The sequence below is a fragment of the Pseudomonas sp. 2957 genome (assembly GCF_031456345.1).
GTDB lineage: Bacteria > Pseudomonadota > Gammaproteobacteria > Pseudomonadales > Pseudomonadaceae > Aquipseudomonas > Aquipseudomonas siliginis.
Genome location: NZ_JAVDUL010000003.1, coordinates 888431 through 906899 on the forward strand (window position 1 = coordinate 888431; position 18469 = coordinate 906899).

Annotated in this window: 17 protein-coding genes and 2 tRNA genes; 12 read left to right on the forward strand and 7 right to left on the reverse strand. The window is 59.8% G+C overall.

Translation table 11 applies throughout. The features are described from left to right. Positions 1-44 precede the first annotated feature (44 nt). Positions 45-350 (forward strand): YkgJ family cysteine cluster protein, encoded by a 306-nt coding sequence (locus tag J2Y39_RS14475; RefSeq protein WP_024014290.1) that lies wholly within the window; start codon positions 45-47, stop codon positions 348-350. Positions 351-483: 133 nt separating this feature from the next. On the opposite strand, the gene J2Y39_RS14480 is transcribed toward J2Y39_RS14475, so the two are convergent. The 6 genes from J2Y39_RS14480 to hemA form a co-directional block, all read right to left on the reverse strand. Further along, on the reverse strand, positions 484-1002 hold the full coding sequence (locus J2Y39_RS14480) for an acyloxyacyl hydrolase (RefSeq protein WP_041480001.1): 519 nt from the start codon (positions 1000-1002) through the stop codon (positions 484-486). 111 nt (positions 1003-1113) lie between these two features. Continuing rightward, positions 1114-1905, reverse strand: a complete 792-nt coding sequence (murI, locus tag J2Y39_RS14485; protein ID WP_150638776.1) for a glutamate racemase — start codon at positions 1903-1905, stop codon at positions 1114-1116. Further along, the gene (locus tag J2Y39_RS14490) at positions 1898-2653 is read right to left on the reverse strand and encodes a molybdopterin-synthase adenylyltransferase MoeB (protein WP_252868283.1); all 756 of its coding nucleotides are present in this window, start codon (positions 2651-2653) and stop codon (positions 1898-1900) included. The genes murI and J2Y39_RS14490 overlap by 8 nt, the downstream gene beginning before the upstream one ends. Further along, a complete protein-coding gene (prmC, locus tag J2Y39_RS14495; RefSeq protein ID WP_041480004.1) occupies positions 2647-3477 on the reverse strand; it encodes a peptide chain release factor N(5)-glutamine methyltransferase in 831 nt (276 codons plus the stop codon). Before prmC ends, J2Y39_RS14490 begins: the two co-directional genes overlap by 7 nt. Next, positions 3478-4560: a peptide chain release factor 1 gene (gene prfA / locus J2Y39_RS14500; protein ID WP_016773210.1), complete on the reverse strand. Its 1083-nt coding sequence runs from the start codon at positions 4558-4560 to the stop codon at positions 3478-3480. It abuts the gene before it with no gap. Continuing rightward, positions 4557-5843: a glutamyl-tRNA reductase gene (gene hemA / locus J2Y39_RS14505; protein ID WP_016773209.1), complete on the reverse strand. Its 1287-nt coding sequence runs from the start codon at positions 5841-5843 to the stop codon at positions 4557-4559. The genes prfA and hemA overlap by 4 nt, the downstream gene beginning before the upstream one ends. Positions 5844-6025: 182 nt before the next feature. Between hemA and J2Y39_RS14510 the strand changes: the two genes are divergently transcribed. From J2Y39_RS14510 to ychF, 8 genes are all read left to right on the forward strand, one after another. Further along, complete coding sequence (locus J2Y39_RS14510; protein ID WP_310218367.1) at positions 6026-7750, forward strand: tetratricopeptide repeat protein; 1725 nt, start codon at positions 6026-6028, stop codon at positions 7748-7750. Between the two features lie 3 nt (positions 7751-7753). Then, a complete protein-coding gene (gene lolB / locus J2Y39_RS14515) occupies positions 7754-8371 on the forward strand; it encodes a lipoprotein insertase outer membrane protein LolB (protein WP_016773207.1) in 618 nt (205 codons plus the stop codon). 3 nt (positions 8372-8374) lie between these two features. Further along, positions 8375-9226, forward strand: a complete 852-nt coding sequence (gene ispE, locus J2Y39_RS14520; RefSeq protein ID WP_136492711.1) for a 4-(cytidine 5'-diphospho)-2-C-methyl-D-erythritol kinase — start codon at positions 8375-8377, stop codon at positions 9224-9226. A 37-nt stretch (positions 9227-9263) separates the two neighbouring features. After that, a tRNA-Gln gene (locus J2Y39_RS14525) sits at positions 9264-9338 on the forward strand. Between the two features lie 45 nt (positions 9339-9383). Then, on the forward strand, positions 9384-10325 hold the full coding sequence (locus J2Y39_RS14530) for a ribose-phosphate pyrophosphokinase (RefSeq protein WP_003171603.1): 942 nt from the start codon (positions 9384-9386) through the stop codon (positions 10323-10325). A gap of 141 nt (positions 10326-10466) precedes the next feature. Continuing rightward, entirely contained in the window at positions 10467-11069 is a 603-nt protein-coding gene (locus tag J2Y39_RS14535; RefSeq protein WP_056790308.1) for a 50S ribosomal protein L25/general stress protein Ctc, read from the forward strand. Positions 11070-11242: 173 nt separating this feature from the next. Next, a complete protein-coding gene (gene pth / locus J2Y39_RS14540; RefSeq protein ID WP_016773203.1) occupies positions 11243-11827 on the forward strand; it encodes an aminoacyl-tRNA hydrolase in 585 nt (194 codons plus the stop codon). A gap of 22 nt (positions 11828-11849) precedes the next feature. Continuing rightward, on the forward strand, positions 11850-12950 hold the full coding sequence (gene ychF / locus J2Y39_RS14545; RefSeq protein WP_016773202.1) for a redox-regulated ATPase YchF: 1101 nt from the start codon (positions 11850-11852) through the stop codon (positions 12948-12950). 144 nt (positions 12951-13094) lie between these two features. Here ychF and J2Y39_RS14550 read toward each other — a convergent pair whose 3' ends face one another. Beyond that, positions 13095-14312 (reverse strand): MFS transporter, encoded by a 1218-nt coding sequence (locus tag J2Y39_RS14550; protein ID WP_039761258.1) that lies wholly within the window; start codon positions 14310-14312, stop codon positions 13095-13097. Positions 14313-14744: 432 nt separating this feature from the next. Here J2Y39_RS14550 and J2Y39_RS14555 point away from each other — a divergent pair, with 432 nt between their 5' ends. The 3 genes from J2Y39_RS14555 (at position 14745) to J2Y39_RS14565 (ending at position 18468) form a co-directional block, all read left to right on the forward strand. Next, positions 14745-16802, forward strand: a complete 2058-nt coding sequence (locus tag J2Y39_RS14555; protein ID WP_095181651.1) for a methyl-accepting chemotaxis protein — start codon at positions 14745-14747, stop codon at positions 16800-16802. A 115-nt stretch (positions 16803-16917) separates the two neighbouring features. Continuing rightward, positions 16918-16994, forward strand: a tRNA-Met gene (locus J2Y39_RS14560). A 226-nt stretch (positions 16995-17220) separates the two neighbouring features. Further along, entirely contained in the window at positions 17221-18468 is a 1248-nt protein-coding gene (locus J2Y39_RS14565; RefSeq protein WP_095181650.1) for an S-type pyocin domain-containing protein, read from the forward strand. Position 18469: the final 1 nt, after the last annotated feature.

Below are 18469 nucleotides of genomic sequence, written 5' to 3' on the forward strand. Positions count from 1 at the left end.
CAGCGCTTTCACACCCACCGCGATCACTGCCTTACACTGCCCCGATGAAAACCATCCCACACACACAAATCGCCGAACCGGCGGTCACCTGCTCGACCTGTGCGGCGTGCTGCTGCCAGCTCGAAGTGATGCTGATCACCGACACCGGCGTGCCTGATCGCTTTATCGATACCGATGAATGGGGCGGCGAAGTGATGCTGCGTCTGGACGACGGCTGGTGCGCGGCGCTGGATCGCGACAGCATGATGTGCACGATCTATGAACGACGCCCGCTGATTTGCCGCGAGTTTGAAATGGGCGCGCCGGAGTGCATCGAAGAGCGCCGGGGAATTGCTACAGCCTACCGCTGATTTCTTTGACGGCGCAGAAACAACTGTGGGAGCGAGCCTGCTCGCGAAGGCGGTGTGTCAGCCACCATTTGAATTGACTGACACTCTGCTTTCGCGAGCAGGCTCGCTCCCACGTTGGTTCCGCGTAGGCGGATTACAGCGGCATTGTGTAATGCAGCGCGTAGCTTTCTACACCATCGTTGTCGCTGGACAGGCCGGCGTTGGAGTAGTGCGTGGCGCGGATGCCGACTTCGTGGCCGCCGTTGAAACGCAGGCCGACACCGATGCGGTCTTCAAACTGGAAGGAGCCGCCCAGGTTGTTGCTTTCGTATTCGGTGTTGGAGAAGAACGCCACGCCGATACCCGCTTCCACGTATGGCTTGACCGACTGACCGGCAAACTCGTAAACGAATACAGGCGAGAACGACAGGCTGTTGTTGCTGGAAGTCTTGTCACCTTCCCAGTACGTGTAGGCACCGCTCCAGTAGCCGGTCAGGCGACCCACGTCGCTCTGCAGCCAGCTCTTGTCCCAGTCGAAATTCATGCCTAAGCGATACGTCATTGTCGAATCGCTGGTACCGCCGACGGCGAATTCAACGCCAGCGGCTTGTGCAGTAATGCTTTGCCCCATCAGTGCGGCCGCAATCGCGGCCAAGCAGAATAGTCGCTTCACTTTGAAACTTCCTTTTCCGGAACGATCGTTTGGTTTTTAGTTGCTGCTGTCGCTATAGAAATCCGCGCTTGGTCAGAAGTTCAGCGTTTTTTTAGTTATTTCACATTTTTTTTACAAGTCGAAGTTTTGCACATTCGACGCAGTTTGGCCCAGCAACGGTAGGATTTTTCTGAGAGATTGCGGATCGCCGCTGGTCCAGAACTTCACCGGCTGGCTCGGACGTTGCGCCAGCAGATCACGCTCGGCGAGCAAGCGCTGCAACTGCCGGGCCACGGCAGCTCCGGTATCGATCAGGCTGACATCGTCGGCGATCATCGACCTGAGTAACGGCTTGAGGAAGGGATAATGGGTGCAGCCAAGAATGATTGTGTCGCAGTTTTGCGCCAGCAATGGAGCGACGTAACCTTGCAATAAAGTGCGTAATTCGGCGCTGTGCAAATCACCCGTTTCGATCAGTTCGACCAGTCCCGGACAGGGCTGGGTGATGACTTTTATGTCAGCCGCGAAACGATCCAGCAACGCGGCAAACTTCGCGCTCTGCAACGTGCCGGTCGTGGCCAGGACGCCAACCACGCCGCTTCGTGTGGCCGCTGCGGCCGGTTTGACCGCCGGTTCCATGCCGACAATCGGCCAGTCGGGGAAATCGCGACGCAGATCGGCAACCCCCGCTACGGTCGCGGTATTGCACGCCAGCACCAAAGCTTTGGCCCCCTGCTCGCGAAAAAACCCAGCCATCACGCTGCAACGCTCGCGGATGAATTCCGGGGTTTTCTCGCCGTAAGGAATGTTCCCGCAATCGGCGACATAAAGCAGCGATTCGTTGGGCAGCAAGCGCTGGATTTCGCCGAGGACCGACAAGCCGCCGACCCCGGAATCGAACACGCCGATCGGCGCTTCACGCATGGCGCGGGCCACAGACGCTGCAACCCGGATCACGCTTGACCCGTAATTCACGGAAGCGCGAGCCCAAGGCATCGATCAACAACAGTCGCCCCACCAAGGGTTCACCAAAGCCGACCAGCACCTTCAACGCTTCCAGCGCCTGCAAGCTGCCAACCAGACCGACCAGTGGCCCGACCACGCCGGCCTCGCTGCAGGTCAGTTCGGCTTCGCTGCCGTGACCGTACAGGCAGTGATAGCAAGGGCTGTCGGCACGCCGTGGATCGAACACCGACAACTGCCCTTCCAGACGAATCGCCGCGCCACTGACCAGTGGCTTGCGCGCGGCAACACAAGCGGCGTTAACCGACTCGCGCGTGGAAAAGTTGTCCGAACAATCGAGCACCAGATCCACCGCCGCCACCGCTGCACCGAGAGAATCCTCGTCCAGCGCCTGGCGATGGGCGACCAGTTGAATCTCGGGATTGATCGCGCCCAGGCGCTTGAGCGCCGAGTCGACCTTGGACATGCCGACACTGTCGGTGTCGTGAATGATCTGCCGTTGCAGATTGGTCAGATCGACCGTGTCGAAATCCGCCAGATGCAACTCGCCGACGCCCGCTGCCGCCAGATACAACGCCACCGGCGCGCCGAGGCCGCCAAGGCCGACGATCAGCACGCGGCTGGCCTTGAGCTTCAGCTGCCCGCCGATGTCGATGTGTTGCAGCAGAATCTGCCGGCTGTAGCGCAGCAATTCCTGATCATTCAGCACGGCAGGCGCCCCAGACTGATGCGTTGATGGCCGCCCAGATCGGTGCGGCTGTGGACTTCTTCAAAGCCACGAGTGAGCAGCAGATCACGCACGGCTTCGGCCTGATCATAGCCGTGTTCGAGCATCAGCCAGCCCCCGGTTTCAAGATGATCCGGCGCCTGCGCAACAATCAGGCGCAGATCATCGAGACCATCTTCACCGGCGACCAGCGCACTGGCCGGTTCGAAGCGTACATCGCCTTCGACCAGATGCGGATCGGCGGCGGCAATGTACGGCGGGTTGCTGATGATCAGTTGAAAGCGCTGGCCTGCAAGTGCGCTGAACCAATGGCTGTTCAGCACCGTAGCGTTGTTCAGGTGCAGACGCTGGCGATTGCGTTCGGCCAGGGCCACAGCTTCAAGCACACGATCCACGGCGGTGACTTTCCACGCCGGCCGTTCGCTGGCCAAGGCCAAAGCAATCGCGCCACTGCCGGTGCCCAGATCAAGAACCTTGGCCGGAGTTGCCGGCAGCAGCTCAAGGGCTGCCTCCACCAGCAATTCGGTGTCAGGACGCGGGATCAGCGTGTGCGGCGCGACTTCCAGATCCAGCTTCCAAAAGCCCTGCTGGCCGAGAATGTAGGCCACCGGTTCACCGCTACGCCGCCGTTGCAAATACTCGGCAAAGGTCAGCGCAGCCTCGCTCGGCACGATGCGCTCGGGCCAGGTATGCAGGAAGCTGCGCGACTTGCCCAGTGCGGCGGCGAGAAGCAATTCAGCGTCCAGACGCGCTGTGGGCGAGTCCGGCAACTCGGCAGCGCGCAACAGGCTGGCGATGATGGTCATTTATTCACCTATCGCTGCGAGTTGGTCAGCCTGATATTCAGCCAGCAATGGCTCGATCACGGCTTCAACGCCACCGGCGAGAATTTCATCCAGGGAATACAGGGTCAGGTTGACGCGATGGTCGGTGACCCGGCCCTGAGCGTAGTTGTAGGTGCGGATGCGCTCGGAACGATCACCGGAGCCGACCAGCAACTTGCGCTCACTGGCAATCGCGTTGGCCGCCGCTGCGTTCTGCTGATCGTTGAGTTTCGCCGACAGCCACGCCATCGCCCGGGCACGGTTCTTGTGCTGGGAACGTTCTTCCTGACACTCGACGACGGTGCCGGTCGGGATGTGGGTGATGCGGATCGCCGAATCGGTGGTGTTGACGTGCTGACCACCAGCGCCAGAGGAACGGTAAGTATCGACACGCAGATCCGCCGGGTTGATCTCGATCGCTTCGCGCTCGTCCGGCTCCGGCAACACTGCCACGGTGCACGCCGAGGTGTGGATCCGACCCTGGGATTCGGTGGCGGGTACGCGCTGAACGCGGTGCGCGCCGGACTCGAATTTCAGCTTGCCGTAAACGTTGTCGCCTTCAATGCGCGCGATGACTTCTTTATAGCCACCGTGTTCGCCTTCGTTTTCCGAGAGGATCTCGACGCGCCAGCCACGCCGCTCGGCATAACGCGAGTACATGCGGAACAGGTCGCCGGAGAAGATCGCCGCCTCGTCGCCACCGGTGCCGGCGCGGATTTCGAGGAAGACGTTGCGCCCGTCATTCGGATCTTTAGGCAGCAACATGCGCTGCAGATCGGATTCCAGCGTGACCAGCAACTCCTTGGCTTCGCGAACTTCTTCCACGGCCATTTCGCGCATGTCCGGGTCGTTGTCCTTGAGCAGCGCCTGCGCGCCTTCAAGATCGCTTTGTACGCCGAGCAGCTTTTTATAGGCGGCCACTACCGGCTCGAGTTCGGCGTACTCCTTGGAATAGGCGCGGAATTTGGCCTGATCGGCAATGACTTCACCGTCGCCGAGCAGCGCGGTCAGTTCCTCGAAACGGTCCTGGAGAATGTCCAGCTTGTTGAGCAGTGACGCTTTCATTGCGGTTTTTTATCCGAAAAACTATCCGGTGAGCCCTCAAGGGCAAAGAGTTCCTGGGCCATGGCCAGCGCATCGAGGCGGCCTTCGGCAGACAGCTTTTTCAATTGCACGCTGGGCGCATGCAAGAGTTTGTTGGTCAGGCCACGGGCCAGTTGCCCGAGCACGTCTTCGGCGTTGCCGCCGTTGGCCAGCAGACGCAGGGCTTTTTGCAATTCCTCGTCACGCAAGCGCTCGCTCTGTTGACGATAGGCCTTGAGCACATCGACTGCCGCCAGTTCGCGCAGGCGCACCATGAAATCGTCGGCGCCGACCGAGACCATCTCCTCCGCCGCTTGCGCAGCGCCCTGACGGCTCTTGAGGTTCTCGGCGACCACTTCGTGGAGATCGTCGACGCTGTACAGGTAAACGTCGTCCAACTCGCCGACTTCTGGCTCGATATCTCGTGGTACCGCGATGTCGACCATGAAGATCGGCTTGTGCTTGCGCAGCTTCAGCGCACTTTCCACCGCACCCTTGCCGAGGATCGGCAACTGGCTGGCGGTCGAACTGATGACGATGTCGCTGCGCACCAGCTCCGCCGGGATGTCCGAGAGCAGCACCGCGTGAGCGCCGAACTGCTCGGCCAACTGACTGGCGCGCTCGAGCGTGCGGTTGGCGACGACGATGCGCTTGACCCCCAGCTCATGCAAATGGCGCGCGACCAGCGTAATCGTCTCGCCGGCACCGATCAGCAGCGCCTGGCTGCGTTGCAGATCGCTGAAAATCTGTTTCGCCAGGCTCACCGCAGCAAACGCCACCGACACCGGGTTCTCGCCAATCGCAGTATCGGTACGCACCTGCTTGGCGGCATTGAACGTCGCCTGAAACAACCGCCCCAGCAGCGGACCGATGGTGCCGGCCTCGCGGGCCACGGCGTAGGCCGATTTCATCTGACCGAGAATCTGCGGTTCGCCCAGCACCAGCGAGTCGAGCCCGGAGGCGACGCGCATCATGTGACGAACAGCCGCATCGTCTTCATGCACGTAAGCACTGGCGCGCAGCTCGTCGAGACTCAGATGGTGATAATCGGCCAGCCAGCGCAGCACGACATCGGCCGACAGCTGATCCTGTTCTATATAAAGCTCACTGCGATTGCAGGTGGAGAGGATCGCGGCTTCGCGGCTGTCGGTCAGTCGGCAGAGCTGCTGCAAGGCCTCCACCAGCTGCTCAGGGGTAAAGGCCACGCGCTCGCGGACGTCTACTGAAGCAGTCTTGTGGTTAATACCGAGTGCAAGGAAGGCCATTCAAGGTCGCTGGTGGTGACGTGAAGCCGGCAATTGTCCTACTTCGAAAGATTCAGAACAACTACCGCTGACTATTGTCCCAATCGTCAGCCCCTATAATGGCCACAATTGAGTCTCGGTTATGTTTGGCCGAAGGCTTGTGTCATGATGATCCGACCGCAGGTTAGTCGTCCTCTTCCTATATGAATAGATCCTCCGCGTTGCTCCTCGCTTTTGTCTTCCTCAGCGGCTGCCAGGCCATGGCGCCCGTTGCGCCGGACGGCACCCCGCCGGTCGAAGACACCACGCCCGCGCCTGAAAAGCCCAAGGTTTACGGCTCGTTCAGCGAGGAAACCGTGTTCAGTCTGCTGAGCGCCGAACTCGCTGGCCAGCGCAATCGTTTCGACATTGCCCTGGACAATTACGTGACCCAGGCCATCAACACCCAGGATCCGGGCGTTTCCGAGCGTGCGTTCCGCATCGCCGAATATCTGGGCGCCGATCAACCGGCCCTCGACACCGCGCTGATCTGGGCCCGCAATGCCCCGGACGATCTCGAAGCGCAACGCGCCGCCGCCGTGCAACTGGCCCGCGCCGGGCGTTACGACGACTCCATGGTCTACATGGAGAAAGTCCTGCAGGGCAAGGGCGACACCCATTTCGATTTCCTCGCGCTGTCGGCCGCCGACACCGATCAGGAAACCCGCAACGGCCTGATGAAAAGCTTCGACCGTTTGCTTGAGCGCCACCCGAACAACAATCAGCTGATTTTCGGCAAGGCTCTGCTGCTCCAGCAAGACGGCGACAATCAAGGTGCGCTGACTCTGCTTGAAGACAATCCTCCGGAAGATGGCGAGATCGCACCGATCCTGCTGCGTGCGCGCCTGCTTCAATTGCTCAACCGTGGCGACGAAGCGCTGCCGCTGTTGCAAAAAAGCATCAGAAAATACCCGGAAGACAAGCGCCTGCGCCTGACCTACGCGCGCATGCTGGTTGAACAGGACCGCATGGACGACGCCAAGGCAGAATTCTCCACGCTCGTTCAGCAATACCCGGAAGACGATGAACTGCGTTACTCGCTGGCACTGGTGTGCCTGGAAGCCAAGGCGTGGGATGAGGCCAAGGGCTATCTGGAAGACCTGATCGCTCGCGAAAGCCACGTCGATTCAGCGCATCTGAATCTCGGCCGGATTGCCGAAGAACGCAATGACCCGCAAGGCGCGCTCATCGAATACGCCCAGGTCGGCCCGGGCAATGACTATCTGCCGGCACAGCTGCGTCAGGCCGATATCCTGATGAGCAACGGCAAAACCGTCGAAGCGCAGAGCAAGCTGGCGGCCGAGCGTGACGAGCAACCGGATTACGCGATCCAGCTGTATCTGATCGAGTCGGAAACCCTGTCGGCCAATAAACAGGACGACAAGGCCTGGAAAGTTCTGCAACAAGCGCTGCAGAAATACCCGGACGATCTCAATCTGCTCTACACCCGCGCCATGCTCGCGGAAAAACGCAATGATCTGGCGCAAATGGAGAAAGACCTGCGCCTGATCATCAAGCGCGACCCGGACAACGCCATGGCGCTGAATGCGCTGGGCTACACCTTGTCCGATCGCACCACCCGCTACGCTGAAGCAAAAACGCTGATCGAGCAGGCGCACCAGATCAATCCGGAAGACCCGGCGGTACTCGACAGCCTCGGCTGGGTGAACTATCGCCTGGGCAATCTGGACGACGCGGAGAAATACCTGCGCCAGGCGCTCGAGCGTTTCCCTGACCACGAAGTCGCCGCGCACCTGGGCGAAGTCCTCTGGGCCAAGGGCAATCAGCGCGAAGCCAAACAAGTGTGGGGCAAGTTCCTCAAGGATCAGCCCGACAGCACCATTCTGCGCAGCACCATCAAGCGCCTGACCGGATCCGAGAATCTTTAAACCATGCTTTTGCGCCACGTTATTGTTTTCAGCTTCATCGCCCTGCTCGCCGGCTGTTCGGGTTTCGGCACTCGCGAATCGGTCGAGGGCCACGGCAGCCCGGCCCAGTGGGCGGCGAATAAACAGCAACTGACCGGCCTCGATGGCTGGCAGATCGACGGCAAGATCGGCATCCGCGCGCCGAAAGATTCCGGCAGCGGCACGCTGTTCTGGCTGCAGCGTCAGGACTACTACGACATTCGCCTGTCCGGCCCGCTGGGTCGTGGTGCGGCACGCCTGACCGGGCGTCCGGGCAAAGTATCACTGGAAGTCGCCAACCAGGGCCGCTACGAATCGCAATCTCCTGAAGCCCTGCTCGAAGAACAGCTGGGCTGGAAACTGCCGGTGTCGAATCTGGCCTGGTGGGTTCGCGGCCTGCCAGCCCCGGAAAGCAAGAGTCGCTTGAATCTGGACGCCGACAGCCGTCTGGCCAGCCTTGAGCAGGACGGCTGGAAAGTCGAATACACCGCCTACACCGAACAGAATGGTTATTGGCTGCCCGAGCGCATCAAGCTGCACGGCACCGACCTTGACGTGACGCTGGTGATCAAAACCTGGCAACCGCGCAAGTTGGGGCAATAAAGCATGACCGCTGCACGCCTGACCCTGCCCTCGCCGGCCAAACTCAACTTGATGCTGCACATTCTCGGTCGCCGTGAAGACGGTTATCACGAATTGCAGACGCTGTTTCAGTTCCTCGATTATGGCGATGAAATCACTTTCGCCGTGCGCGATGACGGCGTGATTCAGCTGCACACCGAGTTCGCCGGCGTGCCCCACGACAGCAACCTGATCGTGCGCGCGGCGAAGATGTTGCAGCAACAGTCCGCCTGCGCGCTCGGTATCGACATCTGGATCGACAAGGTGCTGCCCATGGGCGGCGGCATCGGTGGCGGCAGTTCGAATGCGGCGACGACTTTGCTCGGCCTCAACCATCTCTGGCAGTTGGGCTGGGATGAAGATCGTCTGGCGGAACTGGGCCTGTCACTCGGTGCCGACGTACCAGTGTTCGTCCGTGGCCATGCGGCATTTGCCGAGGGCGTCGGCGAGAAACTGACCCCGGTCGACCCCGAAGAACCGTGGTATCTGGTGCTCGTGCCGCAAGTCGCTGTTAGTACGGCAGAAATTTTTTCCGATCCTTTGTTGACACGTAACACACCGCCCATTAAAGTGCGCCCCGTTCCCGAGGGAAACAGTCGAAATGACTGCTTGCCGGTGGTCGCAAGGCGTTATCCAGAGGTACGTAACGCATTGGATTTGTTAGGTAAATTTACCGAAGCAAAGCTCACCGGAACTGGAAGTTGTGTGTTTGGGGGCTTCCCAAGCAAAGCTGAAGCTGATAAAGTCTCGGCCCTTCTGACAGAGACCCTTACAGGGTTTGTAGCGAAAGGAAGCAACGTTTCGATGTTGCATCGCAAGCTGCAAAGTCTGCTCTAAAGGAATCAAGTGCCCGGCACTTGAAAGCAACAGATACAGGGGCGTCGCCAAGCGGTAAGGCAGCAGGTTTTGATCCTGCCATGCGTTGGTTCGAATCCAGCCGCCCCTGCCATTTTCTCTACTCATCCAGGTTACCCTCAGCCTCTAGGTACTGCGCGTGTCCAAGATGATGGTCTTTACGGGGAATGCCAACCCCGATCTGGCTCGGCGTGTCGTACGTCAGCTGCATATCCCTCTCGGTGACATCTCTGTCGGCAAGTTTTCCGACGGCGAAATCACAGCCGAGATCAATGAAAACGTTCGCGGTAAAGACGTCTTCATTATTCAGCCGACCTGCGCTCCGACCAACGATAACCTGATGGAACTGGTAGTGATGGCTGATGCCTTCCGCCGCTCCTCAGCTACTCGTATCACTGCTGTTATTCCTTATTTTGGTTATGCCCGTCAGGATCGCCGTCCGCGTTCCGCACGTGTGGCTATCAGCGCGAAAGTCGTTGCTGACATGCTTACCGTAGTCGGCATCGACCGTGTTCTCACGGTTGATCTGCATGCTGACCAGATTCAGGGCTTCTTCGATATTCCGGTAGATAACATCTACGGCTCCCCGGTTCTGGTGGATGACATCGAAGATCAGCGCTTCGAAAACCTGATGATCGTGTCTCCGGACATTGGTGGCGTCGTGCGTGCACGGGCTGTTGCCAAGTCGCTGGGCGTCGATCTCGGGATCATCGACAAACGCCGTGAGAAAGCCAATCACTCTGAAGTGATGCATATCATCGGTGATGTCGAAGGGCGTACCTGTATTCTGGTCGATGACATGGTCGATACCGCCGGCACCCTGTGCCACGCGGCCAAGGCCCTGAAAGAGCATGGCGCAGCCAAGGTCTTTGCCTACTGCACACACCCTGTGCTGTCGGGCCGGGCCATCGAGAATATCGAAAATTCCGTGCTGGACGAGCTGGTGGTCACTAACACCATCCCGCTGTCCGCTGCAGCACAAGCCTGTGCACGTATCCGTCAACTGGATATCGCACCGGTTGTTGCCGAAGCGGTTCGCCGCATCAGCAATGAAGAATCGATCAGCGCGATGTTCCGTTAAGGGCCCTGCCCTTCGCGAAATGTCTCGTTGACGAAAAGCGCCCCGCCCCGGCATTCCTGTCGGGGCGGGGCTTTTTTGCCCATACCGTGTTCGGCGCTGGTCGCAAACGCCACTCGGTCATGGCTATTTTGGAGATACAAAATGAACGATTTTACTCTGAATGCTGAAGTGCGTTCCGACCTGGGGAAAGGTGCGAGCCGCCGCCTGCGTCGTCTCGCCGCTCTGGTTCCAGCTGTTGTTTACGGTGGCGACAAAGCCCCTGAATCCATCAGCATGCTGGCCAAAGAAGTTGCCAAACTGCTCGAAAACGAAGCGGCTTACAGCCACATCATCGAGCTGAACGTTGGTGGCACCAAGCAGAACGTCATCATCAAGGCGCTGCAGCGTCACCCGGCCAAAGGCCACGTGATGCACGCTGACTTCGTACGCGTTGTTGCCGGCCAGAAACTGACCGCCATCGTGCCTGTACACTTTGTTGGCGAAGAAGCTCCAGTGAAGAAAGGCGGCGAAGTTTCGCACGTTGTTGCTGAAATCGAAGTGACCTGCCTGCCAAAAGATCTGCCTGAGTTCATCGAAGTCGATCTGTCGAAAGCAGAAATCGGCACCATCATTCACCTGTCGGACCTCAAAGCTCCTAAAGGTGTTGAGTTCGTTGCTCTGGCACACGGCGATGACAAGGCTGTTGCCAACGTCCACGCTCCACGTGTTGCTGCAGAACCTGCCGAAGAAGGCGAAGCAGAGTAATTCACTCTGTCATGCCGGGGAGTGAGCAAGTAACATCGCGGACTGGAACGTAGCGAGAAAGCGGGCGAGAACGCGGAGTTTACATCCATGGTAAATGAGCATTTTTCGTCCACTTTCGCCGCTTTCCCCGATCGCGGCGATGTTATCCACCACTCCAAGGAAGGGCCCCTATCGTGACTGCCATCAAACTGATCGTTGGCCTGGGAAATCCAGGCGCTGAATACGAACAGACCCGGCATAACGCAGGGGCCCTTTTTGTTGAGCGCATCGCCCACGCACAGAATGTGAATCTCGTGGCCGATCGCAAATATTTCGGCCTGACCGGGCGCTACTCGCATCAGGGTCAGGATGTTCGTCTGCTGATTCCCACCACCTACATGAACCGCAGCGGCCAGGCCGTGGCGGCACTCGCCGGTTTCTTCCGCATCAAGCCTGAAGAAATCCTCGTGGCGCATGACGAACTCGACTTGCCTCCGGGCGTTGCCAAGCTCAAGCAGGGCGGCGGCCATGGCGGTCACAACGGGTTGCGCGACATCATTGCGCAACTGGGCAATCAGAATACGTTCTACCGCCTGCGGCTTGGCATCGGCCACCCGGGCGTTGCCAGTATGGTTTCAAATTTCGTCCTGGGTCGTGCGCCACGCGCCGAACAGGAAAAACTCGATGCCAGCATCGACTTTGCCCTCGGCGTGCTGCCGGATATCCTCGCCGGGGAATGGAACCGCGCGATGAAAAACCTGCACAGCCAGAAGGCCTGACTTTTACCCGAGGGGAAACACCATGGGATTCAATTGCGGCATCGTCGGCCTGCCTAACGTCGGCAAGTCCACCCTGTTCAACGCCCTGACCAAATCCGGTATCGCGGCCGAGAACTTCCCCTTCTGCACCATCGAGCCGAACAGCGGCATCGTGCCGATGCCTGATCCACGCCTGGAAGCGCTGGCGGCCATCGTCAATCCCAAGCGCATCCTGCCGACCACCATGGAATTCGTCGACATCGCCGGCCTCGTCGCCGGTGCCTCGAAAGGTGAAGGCCTGGGCAACAAGTTCCTGGCCAACATCCGCGAAACCGACGCTATCGCTCACGTGGTGCGCTGCTTCGAAGACGACAACGTGATCCACGTGTCCAACAGCGTCGACCCGAAACGCGACATCGAAATCATCGACCTTGAACTGATCTTCGCCGACCTCGACAGCTGCGAGAAACAACTGCAGAAAGTCGCGCGCAACGCCAAGGGCGGTGACAAGGACGCCGTGGTTCAGAAGGCTCTGCTCGAGCAACTGATCGCGCACTTCACCGAAGCCAAACCGGCACGCAGCCTGATGAAGAACATGAGCGCGGACGAGAAAGCCGTGATCAAGGGCTTCCACCTGCTGACCACCAAGCCGGTCATGTACATCGCCAACGTTGCCGAAGACGGTTTCGAGAACAACCCGCACCTGGACGTGGTCAAGGCCATTGCCGAAGAAGAAGGCGCCATGGTGGTTCCGGTGTGCAACAAGATCGAAGCGGAAATCGCCGAGCTCGACGACGGCGAAGAGAAGGACATGTTCCTCGAAGCGCTGGGCCTGGAAGAGCCTGGCCTGAACCGCGTGATCCGCGCCGGTTACGAAATGCTGCACCTGCAGACCTACTTCACCGCCGGTGTCGAAGAAGTCCGCGCCTGGACCGTCAAGGTCGGTGCCACCGCACCACAGGCCGCCGGCGTGATCCACACCGACTTCGAAAAAGGCTTCATCCGTGCCGAAGTCATCGCCTACAACGACTTCATCCAGTACAAGGGCGAAGCCGGCGCCAAAGAAGCCGGCAAGTGGCGCCTGGAAGGCAAGGATTACATCGTCAAGGACGGCGACGTGATGCACTTCCGCTTCAACGTCTAACCAACAGCCGCACAAGAAAAAGCCGCGTTTGATACGCGGCTTTTTTGTGCCCGAAAGATTGTTAAAAGATCGCAGCCTTCGGCAGCTCCTACAGATGTACATCTATCCCCTGTAGGAGCTGCCGAAGGCTGCGATCTTTTGATCTCAAGCTTTTTTAGTACGCGGGAGAAAGATCGCCAACACACCAAACAACGGCAGGAATGAGCAAAGGAAATACACGTACTCAATCCCGTGCACATCCGCCAGATGCCCGAGCAGCGCCGCGCCAATCCCGCCGAAACCGAACATCAGGCCGAAGAAAATCCCGGCAATCATCCCGACATTACCCGGCACCAGTTCCTGCGCGTACACCACGATCGCCGAGAATGCCGACGCCAGAATGAAGCCGATCACCACGCTGAGAATGCTGGTCCAGAACAGATCGACATGCGGCAGGATCAGGGTGAATGGCGCCACCCCCAGGATGGAAAACCAGATCACTGCCTTGCGCCCGATCTTGTCGCCGATAGGCCCGCCGAAGAACGTCCCCGCCGCCACTGCGCCCAAAAACAGGAACAAGTGCAATTGTGAACTCGCCACCGACAGGTCGAACTTCTCGATCAGGTAGAAGGTGAAATAACTGGTGAAACTGGCCATGTAAAAATACTTGGAGAACACCAGCAGCCCGAGCACCACCAGCGCACTGGTCACCCTGCCCTTCGATAAGCCGTGCGTCGCGGCTTGGCCGGCCTTGAGCTTGAACAGGTTCAGGTGATTGGCGTACCAGCGGCTGATGCGGTACAGCACGAACAGCGCAAACACCGCGAACAGACCGAACCACGCCACATTGCCCTGGCCGAAGGGAATGATGATCGCCGCCGCCAGCAATGGGCCGAACGCGGAGCCGGCATTGCCGCCGACCTGAAAGGTCGATTGCGCCAGACCAAACCGGCCGCCCGAGGCCAGCCGCGCAACACGCGAGGCTTCCGGGTGAAAGGTCGACGAGCCGATACCAATCAGCGCCGCCGCCAGCAGAATCAATGGGAAGCTGCCGACCACCGACATCATCAGAATGCCGATCAAGGTACACACGGTGCCCGCCGGCAAAAGCCACGGTTTGGGGTGGCGATCAGTGTGGTAACCGACCCACGGCTGCAACAGCGATGCGGTCAACTGGAAGGTCAAGGTGATCAGGCCGACCTGGGTGAAGGTCAGGCCATAGTTGGCCTTGAGCATCGGGTAGATCGACGGCAGCACCGACTGGATCAGGTCATTGATCAGATGCGCCAGCGCCACCGCGCCGATGATGCGCATCACCAAGGGGCTGCTTTGCGGAGCAGCGGTCGCCGAGGCAGCGGCGGTCTGGACGTTGCTGATAGCCATGGAAAATTCCGGACAGCAGATGGGTGCCCGCAGGCAGGTGCGTCAATGTGCCATTTTTCGGTGCGCTCGCGCTATCCCCTTAGCCAGCTAACTAACCAACATTCCTATCTCGCGTAGGAGCTGCCGAAGGCTGCGATCTTTTGATCTTGCTTTTAAGCATCAAAGTCAAAAGATCGCAGCCTTCGGCAGCTCCTACAGGGGATCGCTGGTGGCGAAGGTGATAGCTCAACGCCATGGTCTGAATCTTGCCTTGCTTCTGCCCTTGAACACGATCGCCTTACAAAGGCGCTCGACAATGGGAAGTTTCGCTACAGAGCCGGCCTACAGAGCGGGCGAGGGTGAACTTTCGAGGCCTTTTAGAGGGCACGGGTCGTGAGCCAACAGCTCGCGATGCACGCCAATGGTGCGTGGTGTCCAGAGGAGTCATGAGGCATGCAGGCTTTCCTTTCACCGGGGATCAAATTGCTGGGGCGGTTTGGCTTCGCAGGTAAATTCCAATTGTTGTTTCTGCTGTTCATTCTGCCGCTGGCCGGCAGCCTGTTGATGATCGGCCATGACTATCGCGAGAAGCTCAATCTGATCTCGGGCGAACGTGCCGGCGTGCGTCAGCTGCTCGCGCTGGATGCGCTGGACAACCTGCTCGCCGCTCAACGCGACCGCGCCGCCCGCTGGCGCGCCACCGAGACCAATCGTCAGCCTACACCGGCCACCCTCGCCGCCATGGCCGCCTTCGACGGCGTGCAACCGGCAGTGCTGCAAGCCACCACAGAGCTGGGCAATGCCCTGAACCAGCAAGGCGCCGACGGCGCAATCCTCGAACGCTTTCAGGCGCTGCAAACCGCACTCAATGGCCTTGATTCGAAAAGCCTCAGCAGTGTCGGCTGGTGGCCGGACGGTTATGACCGCTTCACCAATGCCCTGGGCGCGCTGCAAGCCTTGCGCGAGCAGATCGTCATGGACAATCGCCTGACCCTCGCGCCGTGGCTGGAAACCTACCTGCTGACGCAGATTTCCACGCAACACGCACCGGACCTGATCGAGCGGGTCGGCCGTCTCGCCGCGGTCGGCCAGGCTTCGGTGGTCTCCGGGCAGTTCACCCTGCAGAGCCGCCTGCAGTTGCGCGACCTGCGCAGCCGCATCGGGGACGCCCGCGAGCAACTGGTGAAAACCGCCGGCCTGCTGGAGGCGCGTCTGCCAGCCGAGCTGCAAGCCTGGGCCGGCCAGTATCACGACAGCCTGAAACACCTCGACAGCGGCCTGAAAGTCCTCGACGACGGTGTGTTTGGCGGCAGCATCAACCTCAAGCCAGAGGACTTCGAACGCAGCCTCGACGCGCTGCTCACCGACCTCGCTTCCCTGCGCCAGCAATCCCTGGTCGCGCTGGATCAGCGGCTCGATGCGTATTACAGCTCGGCGATTCGCCAGTTCATTGTTGTCGCCGCAATCTTCGGTTGCCTGCTGTTGGCCGCGTTATACCTGTTCGTTTGCCTGCAAGCCTCGATCCGCCGTAGCGCCAGCGGCATCACCTTGCTAGCCGAAGCCTTGCGCGACGGTAACCTGAGCCTGCAAGTGCCGGTGGTGGGGCGCGATGAGCTGGCAGCGATCAGCACCGCGCTCAACGTCGCTGTGGTGCAATTGCGCAGCAGCATGCTCGGCGTCGACCACGAGACCTCGCAGTTGAGCAACGCGGTGCGCAGCCTCAACCAACACTCCAGCGGCGCCCTGAGCGAAGTCGAAGCGCAGCAATTGCAGATCAGCCAGATCGCCGCTGCCGCCACGCAATTGGCCGCCACCTCGCAAGGCGTCGCGCAGAGTTGCGAACAGGCCTCCGGCAGCGCCCAGCAAACCCGGCGCATCGCCGCCGACAGCAGCCGCGACAGCCAGCGCACCACGGCGAGCATTCAGCAGCTCAATCAGCGCCTGAACGACACCGCCGCCGCGCTCGGCCGGGTCAGCGAGCAAGGCCAGCAGATTCAACTGGTCGTGGACACCATTCGCGGCGTCGCCGAGCAGACCAACCTGCTCGCGCTCAACGCCGCCATCGAGGCCGCCCGCGCCGGCGAACAGGGTCGCGGCTTTGCCGTGGTCGCCGACGAGGTGCGCAGCCTCTCGCAACGCACGCAATCGTCCACCGCGCAGATCGCCGGCACCGTCGACAGCCTGCGCGCCACGGTCAACGAAGCGGTGAGCCTGATGGAAGCCGCCTGTGGTCAGGCGCAATCGGATGCCGAAGCGGTCACCGGACTCGGCGAACGCCTGGGAGAAATCGCCAGCGCCGTACAGAGTGTCACCGACACCCTGGCGCAAATCGCCACAGCGGTTGAAGAACAGGCCAGCACTGCCGACGAAGTCAGCGGCAATATCCAGCAGGTCGATCAAGCGGCGGTGCGTTTGCTCGAAGGCGCACGCGCCGTAAACCTAGCGGCGGACACCTTGAGCCAGGGTAGCGAGGCCCTGAGCGCCAATACCGCCAGATTCCAACTGCGCTGACGCCCTCCCCGGCCCCGATTTTCGGGGCTGGAGGATAAGCAGTTGAAAACAGGAAGAAATATTTTCGATTTACGCTTGACGCTTTGCCATTTCAGGGGAATAATGCGCGCCACTTGGCTACATAGCTCAGTTGGTTAGAGCATAGCATTCATAATGCTGGGGTCCGGGGTTCAAGTCCCTGTGTAGCCACCAAGTACTAAAAACGGCTTACCAAAAGGTAGGCCGTTTTTTTATGCCTCGAGAAAAGTCCTTTTCCTCCCGCTCCCTGCATGCAATTCAGATGCCTCCGTAAGAAAAAAGTAGATCTCTGGTACGAAACGGATCTTTCGTAGCATCAGCCACCTGTCGCTCTCTCCCCGAATCGCTCCTATACCGACAAGCTCCCCTGGCTCGACTCAGCGCCATACAGGGAGTTGGCATGCCTCAATACAAATACCTTCTCGACGATGACTGGTTATTAAATCCGTATAGCGGTGGCAGGGCCTGGTTTACTTTGCTTCCACCGAAAGCACCGGAGCCGGTGTACATCGAGAAGGATGAGTGGCCTGCGCCCAAGCCACGCGAAGACAGGGTCTTTGCCAAGTCCTGCACGCCGGACAACTGGTGTCGCACGGACGCTGGCACTGCCAAGGAGCCAGCCAGCAACTTCGGCAAGATCATGGTCGCCGGCGCCATGCTCATGCCCTCCGCCAGTACCGCTGTAGCGACGGCGATAGGTGCCGACCTGGCTTTGGGGCGTCTGGCCGGCGGCGGGATTTTGCAACAGCGCCTGAACTGGGCCATCCGTGGCGCCGGCGGGCCGGCCAGCGTGTTTGTGCTGGGAATGCTGCCGAGCAAAATGGCCGACGGCACGCTTCACACCGACGAAGAACTACGCCGCATGAGCCGCGCCACCACGCGCGTGCGTTTCCAGTTTCGTCGTGATGCCGAAGGTGTTCTGCGGGTCTACGGCATCCACTCCGGCGCCTCTGGCGACGACGCCGTACGCACGGTGAACGTCAAGTGGAACGCCGACAAGACCGCCATGGAGGCCAAGCTCAACGGCATCACCATTCTCTGGACGCCGCAACGCGGGCCGTTGGGATCGATGCCTCCGCTGGTTTATCCCGACCACGGTGAGGCACTCGACCCGATCCTCGTCCACCCGATCCCGGACAACACCGATAGCCAGATTGAGGGACTGCCGGGCGAGGATGTAACGGCCGAGGATTGTATTCTGGTGTTCCCGGCGGACACCGGGCTGAAGTCGTTGTATGTGGTTTATTCAAGGCCGGCGAGGCAGACGCCTGGGATCGTTACGGGGGTGGGTGAGGATGTGGGCGGTATTTGGCTTGACCATGCTCAAGCTCAGGGTGGCGCCCCTATTCCGACCAGCATCGCGGATAAACTCAGAGGGAGCGAATATTCTAGTTTTGATTCGTTTAGGCGGGCTTTTTGGGCCGTTGCCTCAAAAGACAGCGCAGTGGCACAACAGGTCAGCGAAGATAATCTACGACGTATGCGCAACGGAAATGCGCCCCGCGCCCGCTTAGGTGATGCAGCAGGGAAAAGGATCTCTCATGAGATTCATCATGTGGAACCGATATCCGAAGGTGGTGATATCTACAACGTAGATAACCTAAGGGTCTACACACCCAAAAACCATGTCGACGTACACCGTAAATAAG

Bases quoted from the DNA above. Each gene is read 5' to 3' on its own strand.
- J2Y39_RS14535 (WP_056790308.1), top strand. From the start codon at position 10,467: ATGAACGATTTTACTCTGAATGCTGAAGTGCGTTCCGACCTGGGGAAA.
- prfA (WP_016773210.1), bottom strand. From the start codon at position 4,560: ATGAAAGCGTCACTGCTCAACAAGCTGGACATTCTCCAGGACCGTTTC.
- J2Y39_RS14565 (WP_095181650.1), top strand. From the start codon at position 17,221: ATGCCTCAATACAAATACCTTCTCGACGATGACTGGTTATTAAATCCG.
- lolB (WP_016773207.1), top strand. From the start codon at position 7,754: ATGCTTTTGCGCCACGTTATTGTTTTCAGCTTCATCGCCCTGCTCGCC.
- J2Y39_RS14475 (WP_024014290.1), top strand. From the start codon at position 45: ATGAAAACCATCCCACACACACAAATCGCCGAACCGGCGGTCACCTGC.
- prmC (WP_041480004.1), bottom strand. From the start codon at position 3,477: ATGACCATCATCGCCAGCCTGTTGCGCGCTGCCGAGTTGCCGGACTCG.
- J2Y39_RS14510 (WP_310218367.1), top strand. From the start codon at position 6,026: ATGAATAGATCCTCCGCGTTGCTCCTCGCTTTTGTCTTCCTCAGCGGC.
- J2Y39_RS14550 (WP_039761258.1), bottom strand. From the start codon at position 14,312: ATGGCTATCAGCAACGTCCAGACCGCCGCTGCCTCGGCGACCGCTGCT.
- ychF (WP_016773202.1), top strand. From the start codon at position 11,850: ATGGGATTCAATTGCGGCATCGTCGGCCTGCCTAACGTCGGCAAGTCC.
- J2Y39_RS14555 (WP_095181651.1), top strand. From the start codon at position 14,745: ATGCAGGCTTTCCTTTCACCGGGGATCAAATTGCTGGGGCGGTTTGGC.
- ispE (WP_136492711.1), top strand. From the start codon at position 8,375: ATGACCGCTGCACGCCTGACCCTGCCCTCGCCGGCCAAACTCAACTTG.
- murI (WP_150638776.1), bottom strand. From the start codon at position 1,905: ATGCGTGAAGCGCCGATCGGCGTGTTCGATTCCGGGGTCGGCGGCTTG.
- hemA (WP_016773209.1), bottom strand. From the start codon at position 5,843: ATGGCCTTCCTTGCACTCGGTATTAACCACAAGACTGCTTCAGTAGAC.